Here is a 13455-nt window from a genome sequence, read left to right on the forward strand (position 1 = left end):
GCAGGTTTGCCTCAGTCGAGTGTGTCGCTGCTGACATGCCATTTGTCCAGCAACCGCACGTAGCTGCCATCGCTGCGCATGTCGCTGATGATCTGCTGCACGGCGGCGGTCAGTTGCGGGTCGTCCTTGCGCATGCCCAGGCCAGTGAGGATGCGACTGAACGCCGGCACGCCTTCCTGGAACAGGTCCGGGGCCATGGCCGCGTAGTAACCGGCGGTTTCCACGGTGGTGCCGTAGGCGTCGACCTGGCTGATGCGCAGGGCCTGGAACGCGTCGGTGTCGGTGTTGTAGACCACCAGCTTCATCGGTGGCTTGCCGGCCTTGGTCAGGCTGTCGTTGTGGGTGTCCAACAGGGTCTTGATGGTGGAACCGTTGAGCACCGCCACTTTGTGCGCGGACAGGTCATCCAGGGTCTTGATGCCCTTGGGGTTGCCCTTGGGCACCACCACCGACTGGCTGGAATACATGTAGTTGACGATGTCGATCACCTGTCGCCGTTCGGGCTTGTCGAACAGTTGATCGACAATCATGTCGCACTGCTGGGCGAGCAACGCCGGCACCAGCCCGGAGAACGGAATCACCCGCCATTGCACCTGTTTGTCGCCCAGGCGCTTGGCGATTTCCACGCCGAGGTCGACGGTGAGCCCGCGCGGTTTCTGGGTTTCGTCGAAGGACACCAGGGGCGGTGAATCCATCCCCGAGCAGTAGATGAGCTTATCGACTTTCTGCAGACGCTCCGGCACCTGGGGCGCAGCGAAGGCCCATGGGGTACAGAGGCCGAGAGAGAGAGCCACCAGCAAGGCGCGGCGTTTATGCATGACCAGACACTCCAGTTCGTTGAATAACGGGGGCAGGACTCAACGTCAACACACAGGCGGGCTTGGGCCCGCTTCTATTGTTCCGATTGCAGGAATTGAATCAGCGCCGGCACGGTGCCTTCGATGTGCTCGCGCACCACGGCTTCGGCGCGCGCCGCGTCACCGGCACGGATGGCGTCGAGGATCACCGCGTGTTCCTGGCGCGCGCTGAGGGGTTTCTCACCGTGTTGCAACCACAAGCGCATGGGCGCCTCGACCAGTGAGTACAACGCCGAAATCTGCTTCATCAGCCGCGGCCGGCCGCTGAGGCTGCACAGGTATTCATGGAACGCGCGGTGCCGGCTGACCCACACGGCGCTTTCGTCGCGGTAGTCGTCCATTTCGTCCAGCAAGCGCTCCAGGGCCGCCAGTTGGCGCTCGCCGATACGACCGACCGCAACACGCACCGCCAGGCCTTCGAGGGCGCTGCGCATCTCGAAGACTTCGTGCAGCTCATCGATATCCAGGCCGCCGACGATGGCGCCGCGGTTGGGGCGCAAGGTCACCAGGCCCTGGGCATCCAGGCGGCGGAACGCTTCGCGCACCGGCATGCGGCTCATACCGATTTCACTGGCGATGTCTTCGGCAATCAGGCGGTCGCCCTTGCGGTAGCGGCCGCCGCAAATGGCATTGAGCAGGAAGTTGTAGGCCTCTTCCTCGGCAGTCAGGGGCTGACGGTCAACGTAAGCGGGGGCAAATTGCATTCGGCGGTACCTTTGCATTTTTGTATCCAATTATCCATAAATTCAAAAATGCACGAGGCGTGCCAGGTTCTGGCCTGTCGACTTAAGTGATTGATTTAGATGTAGTCGTCGGATACTTCGCAGTCGCCCATCCGATCCTGTCCGGACGATGTGCTACTAAAGAGGACAGTCCATGCACTATCCGTGAGCAGATCGGCAGCACCGTAACAACTGGATCGTCAGGCCCGCGCGCAGACGGCGATGGCGGCACGTGCGGTGTGCGACGGTAACTCGGCGAACAGCGCGTGGTACTCCGCGGCGAAATGGCTGAGGTGATAGAAGCCCCATTGGGCAGCGATATCGCCGATCGAGAGCTCCGACGCGCGGGTGGACATCAAGGTCCGGCGCACACCGTTGAGCCTCACGGAGCGCAGGTAGTTCAGGGGCGTGGTCTCGGCGACCGCGCGAAAGCTGTTCTGCACGGTGCGGCGACTGACTTGCAGGCGCTGGCACAAGTCGTTCACGCTGGGCACGCTGTTCAACTGCGCCGTCGCCAGACGGTGGCATTTCTCGACGATGAAACTGCCCGTGGAACTTGGGCTGCGTTGCTGCTTGTCACAGGCCGGGTCGGTCAAGAGTTGCAGCAGCTCGCCAAGCATGGCCTGTTCCAACGCCTGCTCCCGCTCGCGGTCTCGCGTGCTGTCGAGCGCTTCGTGCATCAGGGCCTGGGAGAACATCGCCAGCAAGCGCCGACGAGCGCCGGCAACGCGCTGCGTGGACACCCTGATCACCGGCTGACGCAGCAACTGGCCGACCTCCTTCGCCGACGCCGTTTGCGCCAGTGCCTGCTCGAACAATTCACGCTCGAACGTGATGGACAACAACTCCATGCCCATCGGCATATGGAACATGAACTCCTCGCCACCGTGAAGGAAGAACAGGCTGCTGTCGTCCACCTCCCGCCCTTGCATCCGAACCGAACCCGGCACGGTGATCGGCACGGCAAAACACATCTTGCCTCGCGGCGCCGCGCCGTGTTGCACGACGCGCTGGTTAATCTGCTCGCGAAACACATGGCAACCGGCAGTCGACAGTTGCATGAGCGAACTCTCAGCCGAACCCGCGGTTAATTGACTGTAGTCCTGGCTCCATTCCTCGATGGTGGCCGCATGCACATGGATATCTTGAAAGTGGCTGATGAGCGGGTTTTTCATGGTGCCGAAAGCCTCTGCCAATATTCTTTTTTTTTGAGCATTCTTCCCGGCGATATTCGCACATAGCGCAAAACCTGCACATTCCTTTGTGCACGCCTCAATTCGCGGGGCGGCGCGCTCACGGCAGCCGTCTCAAGTGCCAATTCGGGCTAACGGCAAGCGGCGCGCCATAGGGATGATCGGCATACCTGAATCCTTGCACTGCGCGGATGCCCCGCGAGGCACTGGCCTCCTTCAAGGCTTGAGCGGTTCACACCGGTCCTCCATCACTTAGGCCTCAAACATGACTGAACATTTGAATCACTTCATCGCCGGCACTGGCGTCGAAGCCTCCGACGGCCGGCGCATTGCCCTGGTCAACCCCGTGACAGAACAGGTGTACGGCAGCTGCGCACGCGGCACGGCCGAAGACGTGGATCGCGCCGTAGCCGCCGCGCAGCGCCAACTCGAACATGGCGCCTGGCGCCAGCTCGATGGCGCCCAGCGCGGGCGGCTGCTGGTGAAACTGGCAGACCTGGTAGAGCGTGACACCGACGTGCTGGCCGACCTGGACGCCGACGCCATCGGCCGTTCGCCGCTCGAACCGCGCCGGCTGGACGTCCCCAACGCGGTCGCCAACCTGCGTGCCGCCGCCGGCTGGGCCAACCAGTTGGAGGGGCGCACCATTCCCACTGGCGGCTACTTCGGCACCAAGACGCTCTCGTACACAGTCCGCGAGCCGGTGGGCGTAGTCGGTGCGATCGTGCCCTGGAACTCGCCGCTGATGATCACCGTCTGGAAACTCGCGGCGTTGCTCGCCGCCGGCTGCACCGTGGTCATCAAGCCTTCGGAAGAAACGCCGCAGTCCGCCCTGCACCTGGCCGCGCTGGCTCAGGAAGCGGGTTTCCCCGATGGCGTGATCAACGTGGTCACCGGCTACGGCGCCGAGGTGGGCCGTGCGTTGTGCGAACACCCGCACGTCGCCAAGATCAGCTTCACCGGCAGCCCCGAGGCGGGACGCGAGATCCAGCGCACCGCCGGTGTGCTGTTCAAGCACGTGGCCTTGGAACTGGGCGGCAAGAGCCCGCAGATCGTCTTCGACGACGCGCCCTTTGACGACGCGCTGCGCGGTTGCACCCTCGGGTTGTTCGCCAACCAGGGCCAGGTCTGTGCCGCCGGCTCGCGCATTTTGGTGCAGCGCGGCATTGCCGAGCGTTTCGCCGCAGCGCTGGCCGAGGCGGCGCGAGCGGTCAAGGTCGGCGATCCGCGCGAACCCGGCATACAGATGGGCCCGGTGGCCAAGAAAGCGCAATTCGATCGCGTTAACCGTTACATCCAACTGGGCATCGACCAAGGCGCTACTCTGCTCGCCGGCGGTGTATCGACGCCTGAGCGCGGCTGGTTTGTGCGGCCGACGATCTTCGCCAACGCCAACAACGAGATGGCGATCGCCCGCGACGAAATCTTCGGCCCCGTCGGCACCGTGATCACGTTCGACAGCGAAGAAGAGGCTGTCGCACTGGCCAACGATTCCACCTACGGCCTGGCGGCCACGGTGTGGACCACCGACCTGGCGCGCGCGCATCGCGTGGCCGCGGCGGTGAAGGTCGGCGCCGTGGGTGTCAACTGCTGGAGCCCGCTGGATGCCAACCTGCCCTGGGGCGGTGTCAAGACCAGTGGCATCGGACGCGAGGGCGGTTTCGGCGGCGCGATGGCCTACACCGAGGAGAAGGTCATCACCGTGCTGCTGCCCACCTGAAAAAAAAACCGGGCCTGATCGCCCCGCCGCCGCTGAGGCCTTTGATACCCATGGAGAGACCACGATGAACCCGACTGACGAACAGAGCACCGATCGGTATCCGACGTCCCTGCGCATGTTGCATTGGCTGCGCGCCGCACTCGTCGCCGGCCTGCTCTGGGCCGGCTGGCATATGACCGGCATGCCTGACGAAGTGGCAAGCAAGTTCGAGCTCTATTACCCCTGGCACAAGTCCTTCGGGGTGCTGACGTTCCTGGTGGTGCTGGTTCAGATCGCCCTGCGGTTGCACAGCCCCAGGCTGCCACAGCCGCCGGGAACGCTGGCGAAGCATGAGCGGTTTGTGTCGAGACTGGCGCAACGCGTGATGTATGCGCTGCTCGTGATCGTGCCGCTGATGGGTTACTCGATGTCGAGCACCTACACGATGAGCGACGGGGTGTTCTTTTTCGGGATCAACCTGCCGGAGCTGCTGGCGAAAAATGACGACTGGTTCGTCGTCTTCCAGTGGCTGCACAAGGTACTTGCGTATACCTTGCTCGGGCTGATCCTGTTGCACATCGCCGGTGCGCTCAAGCACCGCTTCTACGACAAAGACCCTCGTAGCGACGTGCTGCGCCGCATGTTATGAATTGGCGCACGCCAACAACGCCGGCCAGCAGCGAACCCAACGCTGGAAGTTGACTGCCGACGCGTTACCTCTCAGGCTGACCACGCGCCGCCTCGCCCGCTCGGTGCGTGGTGGCTGACGTTCCCCGACCCACCGTTACACAGGCAGGTACCCATTTGAAGTGGAGCAGTAACGCGTGGAATTAAGACAACTGCGCTATTTCGTCAACATTGTCGAACACGGCAGCCTGGGCCGCGCAGCCCTTGAGCTGGACGTGGGCGTGTCGGCGCTGAGCCAGCAGATCGCCAAACTCGAAAGCGAACTCTCGACCCGCCTGCTGAACCGCACGACCACCGGCGTCACACCGACCCCGGCCGGCATGGCGTTCCTGCACCATGCGCAGTTGTGCTTGAGGCAAGCCGAGAATGCGATCCTGGCGGCACACCGTGGGCGGATGAGCGGGTATGTCACCGTGGGCTTGCCGCCCACCACGGCCACGGTGCTTGCCCTGCCCTTGATCAATGCGATGCGCGCGCGGTATCCGGATATTCAGTTGCACCTGATCGAGATGCTGTCCGGGCATCTGGCCACGCAACTCAATGCCCGGCAGATCGATCTGGCCATTTTATTTCAACTTGAAGGGGGCAAGCGCTGGAGCGTGACGCCGCTGCTTGACGAGAAACTGTTTGTCATCTGCTCGCCGCACTTGCCGGATGCCCCGCAAGGAAGCTCTGTGCAAATGGCGGACCTGGGGCAACTGCCACTGGTGATGCCGAGTGCGCAACACGGTTTGCGCTCAACGCTGATGGCGGCGTTCGAGCGGTCGGGGTTGACGCCCAACATCATCATGGAGGTGGATGGCCTGGCCGTGTTGATGAACGCTGTACGCGCCGGCCACGCGGCCACCATCCAGCCCGGCGCGGCGGTGGCGCTTAAAGGCGAGTCGGGGCTTTCGGTGGTGGAAATCGCCGATGCTCATGTCGGCCGGCGAAACCTGTTGGCGACACTGCCGGATGATGAGCTGGCGCCCGCGGCACTCGCGGCGCGGCTGGTCATCACCGATGTGGCGCGGCAGTTGGTGATCGATCATCAATGGCCGGGCGCCTCGTGGATCGAAGACATCACGCCCTGATCTCCAGCCGCCCTCGCCCGCGCTTCAGGGCCAGCGGCAACCCGCAAAGCCTTTACGAAAACTAAACACCCCAACCACTAACGCGCCTTTCGACCCAACGCTCGCTGCCCTAAGGTCTCGCCACTCGCGAGGAGCCCTTCGTTCACGCCTCCTCGCGATCGAGGAGTGATGATGATCGACGTATTAGTCATTGGCGGCGGCAATGCCGCCTTGTGCGCGGCGTTAATGGCCCGAGAGGCCGGCGCCAGCGTGATGTTGCTTGAAGGCGCGCCCAAAGCCTGGCGCGGCGGCAACTCGCAACACACCCGCAACCTGCGCTGCATGCACGACGCGCCCCAGGATGTATTGGTCGAGGCCTACCCCGAAGAGGAGTATTGGCAGGATCTGCTGAAAGTCACCGGCGGGATGACCAACGAGAAGCTCGCTCGTCTGGTCATCCGCGCCTCATCGAACTGCCGTGACTGGATGCGCGCCCATGGCGTGCATTTTCAGCCGTCGTTGTCCGGCGCGCTGCATGTCGCGCGCACCAACGCGTTTTTCATGGGCGGCGGCAAGGCGTTGGTGAATGCGTATTACCGCAGCGCCGAGCGGTTGGGCGTGAACATCCGCTACAACGCGCAAGTGACCGACATCGAATTGAACGGGGGAACATTTGTCGCGGCCCACCTGAGCGCGCGCGATGCCGAAGGGCAACGTCTGCCCGCCGAACGTATCCAGGCCAGGACGTGCGTGCTGGCGGCGGGCGGGTTCGAATCCAACCGCGAATGGCTGCGTGAAGCGTGGGGGCAAAACGAGCGCGGCGAGTGGCCTTCGGACAACTTTCTGATTCGCGGCACACGCTTCAATACCGGCGTACTGCTGCGGCGCATGCAGCAACTGGGCGCCGATTTTATCGGCGACCCGACCCAGGCGCACATGGTGGCCATCGACGCCCGCGCACCGTTATATGACGGCGGCATCTGCACGCGTATCGATTGTGTATCGCTGGGCGTGGTGGTCAATCGCGACGGCGAGCGCTTCTATGACGAGGGCGAGGATTTCTGGCCCAAGCGCTATGCGATCTGGGGGCGCCTGGTCGCGGGGCAGCCCGGTCAACAGGCCTACTCGATCATCGACCAACAGGCCATCGGTCGGTTCATGCCGCCGGTGTTTCCGGGCACCAAAGCCAACTCGCTGGAAGACCTGGCGCGCCAGCTGAAGCTCCCGGTGACGCCATTTGTCAGCACCATCCAGGCCTACAACGCGGCCTGCCGCGTCGGTACGTTCGACCACACCGCCCTGGACGATTGCCGCACCGAAGGTTTGACGCCCGCCAAAACCCATTGGGCCCGCCCATTGGTCAAGCCCCCCTTCTGCGCCTACCCGCTCAAGCCGGGCGTGACCTTCACCTATTTAGGCCTCGCCACCGACGCTACCGCCGCCGTTCGCTTCAATGGCCAGGCGAGCCCGAACCTGTTCGTCGCCGGAGAAATGATGGCTGGCAACGTATTGGGCAAGGGCTACACCGCCGGCATCGGCATGGCCATCGGCACCGCATTCGGTCGCATTGCCGGCGTGCAAGCCGCCGCCGCGGCCGGTTTCATCACCCGTTCATCCCAGGAGCCGCAACATGCAGCTGTTTGATCCCAAGGCGCCGGGCACGCTGATTCCCGTCCTCAACCTTGATGAAAGCGAAGTCCAGCGACAAATGACGGTCTGCAATGCCTGCCGTTATTGCGAGGGCTTCTGCGCGGTATTCCCGGCCATGACCCGACGCCTGGAATTTTCTCAGGCGGACATCCATTACCTGGCGAACCTTTGCCATAACTGCGGCGCGTGCCTGCATGCTTGCCAGTACGCCGCACCGCATGAATTTGCGATCAATGTGCCCAAGGCCATGGCCAAAGTCCGCCTCGACACGTATGCCGAGTACGCCTGGCCGCAAGCGATGGGCACGTTATACCGGCGCAACGGGCTGACCCTGGCGCTGGCATCCGGCGCGGGGCTGGCGCTGTTCCTCTGCCTGACGTTGATGATGATGGGCAATCTGTTCACGGCAATGCCCGGGGGGAATTTCTACGGGATCTTCCCGCATAACACGCTGGCGCTGATGTTCGGCGCAGTGTTTGGTTTCGCGGTGCTTGCATTGGCGATCGGCGTGCGGCGCTTTTGGCGCAATGTCTCGCCGGTCGAGGCCTCCCGCGAGCAAACAACATCGGCGGCCCTGGAAGCGAGCGCCAATGTGGCCACGCTCAAGTACCTGGATGGTGGCCACGGCGAGGGCTGCAATAACGCCGATGATCGATTCACCTTGTGGCGGCGGCGCTTCCATCACTTCACCTTCTACGGCTTCATGCTGTGCTTCGCCGCCACCGGCGTGGCCACGCTCTACCATTTCCTGCTGGGCTGGTCGGCGCCCTACCCCGTCTTGAGCGTGCCGGTGATGCTCGGCATCGTCGGCGGGTTCGGGTTGCTGGTCGGCCCGGCGGGGCTCTTGTGGTTGAACCTGCGGCGCAACGCCGAACACGGCGATGAACAGCAGAAGCCCATGGATCGCGGCTTCATCGCACTGTTGTTTCTCGTCAGCGCCAGCGGCCTGGCACTCCTGGCGTTTCGCGAAAGCATGGCCCTGGGCCTGTTGCTGGCGATCCATCTCGGCCTGGTCATGGCTTTTTTCCTGACCATGCCCTACAGCAAATTCGCCCACGGCATCTTCCGCAGCGCCGCGCTGCTCAAATACTCCATCGAAAAACGTCAACCCAACCCCATCAACGCCGCAAGCGACTGATCGTCAAGACCGTCATTCCAAAAACAAGATTGATCACCACGGTAGCCATAATGAAAACAACAACACAAAACACCCCGTCCAAGGGTTCGAAACTGGGCGCCATCCTGCGGGTCACCAGCGGCAACTTTCTCGAACAGTTCGACTTCTTTCTGTTCGGGTTCTACGCGACCTACATCTCCCAGACGTTCTTTCCTGCCACCAGCGACTTCGCTTCGCTGATGATGACCTTCGCCGTATTCGGCTCCGGGTTCCTGATGCGTCCGCTGGGCGCTATCGTGCTGGGGGCGTACATCGACAAGGTGGGACGGCGCAAGGGCCTGATCGTAACGCTGTCGATCATGGCGGCCGGGACGGTATTGATTGCGCTCGTGCCCGGTTACGCCAGCATCGGAGTGGCAGCACCGGTATTGGTGTTGATGGGACGACTGTTGCAGGGCTTCTCCGCCGGGGCGGAGATGGGGGGCGTTTCGGTGTACCTGGCTGAAATCGCCACGCCGGGCCGCTGCGGGTTCTACACCAGTTGGCAATCGGCCAGCCAACAAGTGGCGATCATTCTTGCGGCAGCGCTGGGTTACACGATCAACGCGTCCATGGCAGCCGCCGAGGTAGCTGCCTGGGGCTGGCGCATCCCGTTCTTTATCGGCTGCGTGATCATCCCGTTCATCTTCATCATTCGCCGTTCGTTGCAGGAAACCGAGGCGTTCAAAGCACGCAAGCATCACCCAACGGCCAATGAAGTGTTCCGCTCAATGCGCGACAACTGGCGCACGGTACTGGCTGGCGGTCTGTTGGCGTCGATGACCACCACCACGTTCTACCTGATCACCGTCTACACCCCGACTTTCGGCCGTTCGGTACTGAACCTGAGCACCACCGACAGCCTGGTGGTCACGCTCTTCGTCGGCCTGAGCAACTTCATTTGGTTGCCCATCGGCGGCACACTCTCCGACCGTATCGGCCGGCGCCCGTTATTGCTGGCGATCTCTTTGTTGTGCCTATGCACCGCTTACCCCGCCATGCATTGGCTGGCCGCCGCGGCCAGCTTCGAACGACTCCTCAGCGTGCTGCTGTACTTCTCGTTCTTCTTTGGCATTTACAACGGCGCAATGGTCGCCGCGCTGACTGAGGTGATGCCACAGAACGTCAGGGTCGTCGGGTTCTCCCTGGCGTTCAGCTTGGCGACTGCAGTGTTTGGCGGCTTTACACCCGCCGTATCCACCCTTTTGGTGCAAGTAACCGGCGATAAGGCATCACCGGCCTACTGGCTGATGTTTGCGGCGTTGTGCGGGTTCACGGCGACGACGATCTTGTATCGCAAGCAAAACGCGGTGACGGTCAACGCCTGATAAGCGCGGTATCCCTGCAGGGCAGCCTCAGATTTTGAATTGCCCCAGCAAGCCTTGCAGGCGGCTGCCGATCGCATACAACTCGTCGACGGTCTGGACTGGTTGGCAACCGCGTCGATCGCGCGTGCGATCTGATGCACTCCGCGGTTGATCTCTTCAGCCACCGCGGTTTGCACCTCCGCGGCACTCGCGATTTGCGCGTTCATTGCATTGATCGTGGCGATCAGTTCGACCGTAAAATAGGGCTCAGCTTCGAATGGCACTTACTTAACCGTCTTCGGGTGCCCATTTCTCCGCACCTCAGCCCTTGCCGATCGACGTGCTTGCATCAGCATGGGGTAAGGCTTGGATCTTCGTTTTAAAGCACGAGGCTCCATCCTGCCAGGCCGGTTTCCAACACGTTTGCAAGCAATCAACTCGAGCAGACTCAACAACTCATCGCCGTATTCGCCAGCCCCATACAGCCTCAACGCAAGGCACAGCTGAAGACATGCTTGAAGCTCAGTTCTCGCGGTAAACAATCCGCTAACAGAGCGGATTGGGCCATGATCATCCGAATCAGATTGTGCGCCAGCAGATAAATCCATAGCTCTTTGACGGCCATGCCAGGTGTCTTGCAGCTCAGCATTTCAAGTCTCAACGTTGTCTTGAGATTGCGTAGATCCAGCTCAACATGCCATCGGCCCTTATACAGCGATTCGAGAGCTGCTTTCGGTACTTGCTGCGGACAGCTCAAGGGCGTCACCAGGTTTTTTCCGCCGGTTTTCAGTTCAGGTACTGTCAGTGTCTCTGGCGCATCGTCGTAACAGCGCTGACTCATCCAGGAAGGCCGCTGCTTGGACTTTTTCAATTCTATAAATAAATCTGTCCCCTTTTCCACGGGAGTACGTTAATAGCTGTCCTATTACAGATCTCGTCGACGACAGCTATGAGCATCACCAGCGAAGAACGTGATTTTTTCATTACCCTGGGCGAACGCATTGCCCGCCTGCGCAAAGAACACGGCATCACCCAAACCCAACTGGCTGAACGGCTGGGCGTGTCTCCGCAGACTATCCAAGCCTATGAGTCCGGCAAGCGGCGTATCCAGGTAGCGGCGTTGCCAGAGCTGGCCCGGCTGCTTTCGACCACACTCGAAGAACTGTTTGGTCAGCAGCAGGAAACCACTGTGCGTAAGCGTGGCCCTGCTCCGAAATGGCAACAGCAACTGGAAGCCATCGACCAGCTACCTAAGAGCCAGCAGAAATTTGTGGCGCAGATGCTCGATGCCCTGATCGCTCAGGCCACGACTAAAGCGAGCAGCGAAGGACGGGAGGTTTTGCAGTAAGCAGATAAAACAACACCGGCACGAGGCCGGTGTCAGATCAACTCGAAACCTCTACACATTAGGTGCACCGACTAAAAGCCAAGCGTAAGGCCGCACCTACATCGGAAGGACTACTACCGCTGGGGATAATGACATAGTCACTCTCACTTAGTCCCTTACCACTCCAGGCTTCTAGCTTTTCGTGATGGCTGGGGCGAATAGTGATCTGATCACTCTTACTTTCGATACTGCATTTTTTCATATCTTTAAATAAAGCACGCTTGGTCTTGTAGCCATAGCGCTCCAAAGTGTTGCCAACCCATTGATCATATCGTTGATTGGTCAGGTTGTAGTCGTAGAGTTCCATATCAAAAGTAGCTTCAGGATGAATCCAAACATCCTTACGCGGCTCGGGAAGCACAAATCGGCTATGGGCCAACGCATCCAATACCACAACACCTAACTCTTGATCACTGATTTCAGGGCTGGCGTGATGCTCGACACCCTGTGGATCAGCTCGACTACTCCGATAGCCAGAATAAGTTTTAACGTAAATAAATTCCTTATTGACTCCTGCATCCGCCCAGGCTGTTTTCACGACATCGTTCATCTTAATTCACCTTGGTAATTTTTACCGTAATGCCTTTGCTCTGACCATATTCAATGGCTCTATTGATTTGTTCCCATTGAGCGCTAGTCGTGGCTTCAGGAATGGCAACTTGTAATTCGCGAGCGGTAATTTGACTTGAAGTAACTGTCACACCCTTCAAGCCAGATTCAGAAAAATTAGCAGCGGCATCAATATTTCCTTTGAGCGATGAATATACTTGGCTCGGATTAGCAAGTTTGGCAGCAGTCGTCGTATCAAGTGTTTTGGCGCTGGTCGCTATACCAGTGGTTTCGTCAAAAAAGTCAAACGTCTTGAAGTTAGGCGGTAGTCGAGAGCCTGCTGGCAGTTGCGTCCCAAGGTAATCCTCCCAAGGCATTCCTTGACCTTGAATACCCTTGCCCCACTCAATCCCAGTAGTAGCACGGTCTACCGCCCCGCCAGTTGCTTTTGCACCAACAGTATCACCCGACGCGAATTTCGTTGTCTACACGCGCAACGCCAGACAGGACGCGGCCTGCGAGCCGGTCGGCCTAGCTGATTCGCGGTCGCTGAACAAAACCACCCCGACGCGGGTTTTGAGCCCGTCACAGCACACCCTGGACGACCCAAATCAGCCGCTGACAAAAAGCCCCTGGCGGTTCGGTGGCGAAGCCATCGGACCGCCAGGGGCCAACAAGCGCAGCGCGTTAGGCTTCGGGGTTCAAAGGGGTTTCCCCTTTGGTACGGTCGACTGGTTACGAATGGCGCAGCTCATTTGTAAACAGTCGGTAACGTGCCTCACCAAATTAGCCGCAGGCTCTGTGCTCGAGACAAATCTCTTTAAATCGCTCTAAGTCGCTCTAAATTTCTCTAAATTTCTCTAAATTGATCTAACTCGCACTAATCGAGGAAAACTCGAACTTCTGAAATACGCTACTCCAGCGGGGTATCGGGGCGCAGCCCTGATCAGGTTTTTGGGGACACCGACTGCGTGCAGGCGGTGGCCACAAAACATTTCCTGTCCGACGGTTCACTCAGATTTATCACTCGACTCGTAGAGGCGGCTTTTCGGGATTCAAAGGGCTCCCCTTTGGCACCGGATGTATACATCCATAGCGTGCCTGTATTTTTCGCCGTTGCTTGACTGCAGATAGTATTCAGATAGTATGCAAAAATACCGGCGCAAGGCCGGTGTCGAAAGTGCCAAATCAAGCCA

Annotated in this window: 12 protein-coding genes and 2 pseudogenes; 7 read left to right on the forward strand and 7 right to left on the reverse strand. The window is 60.3% G+C overall.

Annotated elements, in window-relative coordinates; genetic code table 11:
• Positions 1–11 precede the first annotated feature (11 nt).
• From ACVWZP_RS10345 to ACVWZP_RS10355, 3 genes are all read right to left on the reverse strand, one after another.
• Positions 12–818, reverse strand: coding sequence for an ABC transporter substrate-binding protein (locus ACVWZP_RS10345; protein ID WP_169881459.1), 807 nt, complete (start codon positions 816–818; stop codon positions 12–14).
• A gap of 74 nt (positions 819–892) precedes the next feature.
• A complete protein-coding gene (locus ACVWZP_RS10350) occupies positions 893–1561 on the reverse strand; it encodes a GntR family transcriptional regulator (protein ID WP_046384101.1) in 669 nt (222 codons plus the stop codon).
• Between the two features lie 218 nt (positions 1562–1779).
• Complete coding sequence (locus tag ACVWZP_RS10355; RefSeq protein ID WP_046384102.1) at positions 1780–2754, reverse strand: helix-turn-helix domain-containing protein; 975 nt, start codon at positions 2752–2754, stop codon at positions 1780–1782.
• A 283-nt stretch (positions 2755–3037) separates the two neighbouring features.
• On the opposite strand from ACVWZP_RS10355, the gene ACVWZP_RS10360 reads away from it, so the two are divergent.
• The 6 genes from ACVWZP_RS10360 to tcuC all read left to right on the forward strand — a co-directional run bounded on the left by ACVWZP_RS10360 (position 3038) and on the right by tcuC (position 10344).
• A complete protein-coding gene (locus tag ACVWZP_RS10360) occupies positions 3038–4492 on the forward strand; it encodes an aldehyde dehydrogenase family protein (RefSeq protein WP_457369721.1) in 1455 nt (484 codons plus the stop codon).
• A gap of 64 nt (positions 4493–4556) precedes the next feature.
• Positions 4557–5120, forward strand: coding sequence for a cytochrome b (locus tag ACVWZP_RS10365; RefSeq protein ID WP_046384104.1), 564 nt, complete (start codon positions 4557–4559; stop codon positions 5118–5120).
• A gap of 175 nt (positions 5121–5295) precedes the next feature.
• The gene (locus ACVWZP_RS10370; protein ID WP_017846943.1) at positions 5296–6231 is read left to right on the forward strand and encodes a LysR family transcriptional regulator; all 936 of its coding nucleotides are present in this window, start codon (positions 5296–5298) and stop codon (positions 6229–6231) included.
• Positions 6232–6402: 171 nt separating this feature from the next.
• Positions 6403–7854, forward strand: a complete 1452-nt coding sequence (gene tcuA, locus ACVWZP_RS10375; protein ID WP_457369722.1) for an FAD-dependent tricarballylate dehydrogenase TcuA — start codon at positions 6403–6405, stop codon at positions 7852–7854.
• Positions 7841–8998: a tricarballylate utilization 4Fe-4S protein TcuB gene (tcuB, locus tag ACVWZP_RS10380; protein WP_017846941.1), complete on the forward strand. Its 1158-nt coding sequence runs from the start codon at positions 7841–7843 to the stop codon at positions 8996–8998. The genes tcuA and tcuB overlap by 14 nt, the downstream gene beginning before the upstream one ends.
• Before the next feature lie 50 nt (positions 8999–9048).
• Entirely contained in the window at positions 9049–10344 is a 1296-nt protein-coding gene (gene tcuC, locus ACVWZP_RS10385; protein WP_108525711.1) for an MFS transporter, read from the forward strand.
• A 62-nt stretch (positions 10345–10406) separates the two neighbouring features.
• Here the strand turns inward: tcuC and ACVWZP_RS10390 are convergent.
• Positions 10407–10574: pseudogene (locus ACVWZP_RS10390) on the reverse strand (methyl-accepting chemotaxis protein); the annotation flags it as partial.
• 33 nt (positions 10575–10607) lie between these two features.
• Positions 10608–11209: pseudogene (locus ACVWZP_RS10395) on the reverse strand (transposase); the annotation flags it as partial.
• Between the two features lie 63 nt (positions 11210–11272).
• Between ACVWZP_RS10395 and ACVWZP_RS10400 the strand changes: the two are divergent.
• Positions 11273–11671 carry a helix-turn-helix domain-containing protein gene (locus tag ACVWZP_RS10400; RefSeq protein ID WP_046384107.1) on the forward strand — a complete coding sequence of 133 codons (399 nt, stop codon included), beginning with the start codon at positions 11273–11275 and terminating at the stop codon, positions 11669–11671.
• Between the two features lie 58 nt (positions 11672–11729).
• Here the strand turns inward: ACVWZP_RS10400 and ACVWZP_RS10405 are convergent, their stop codons facing one another.
• Both ACVWZP_RS10405 and ACVWZP_RS10410 read right to left on the reverse strand, forming a co-directional pair.
• Positions 11730–12260 (reverse strand): contact-dependent growth inhibition system immunity protein, encoded by a 531-nt coding sequence (locus ACVWZP_RS10405; protein WP_046384108.1) that lies wholly within the window; start codon positions 12258–12260, stop codon positions 11730–11732.
• 1 nt (position 12261) lies between these two features.
• Entirely contained in the window at positions 12262–12636 is a 375-nt protein-coding gene (locus tag ACVWZP_RS10410; protein WP_082107787.1) for an endonuclease toxin domain-containing protein, read from the reverse strand.
• Positions 12637–13455: the final 819 nt, after the last annotated feature.

The organism is Pseudomonas sp. TE36184 (genome assembly GCF_054060055.1).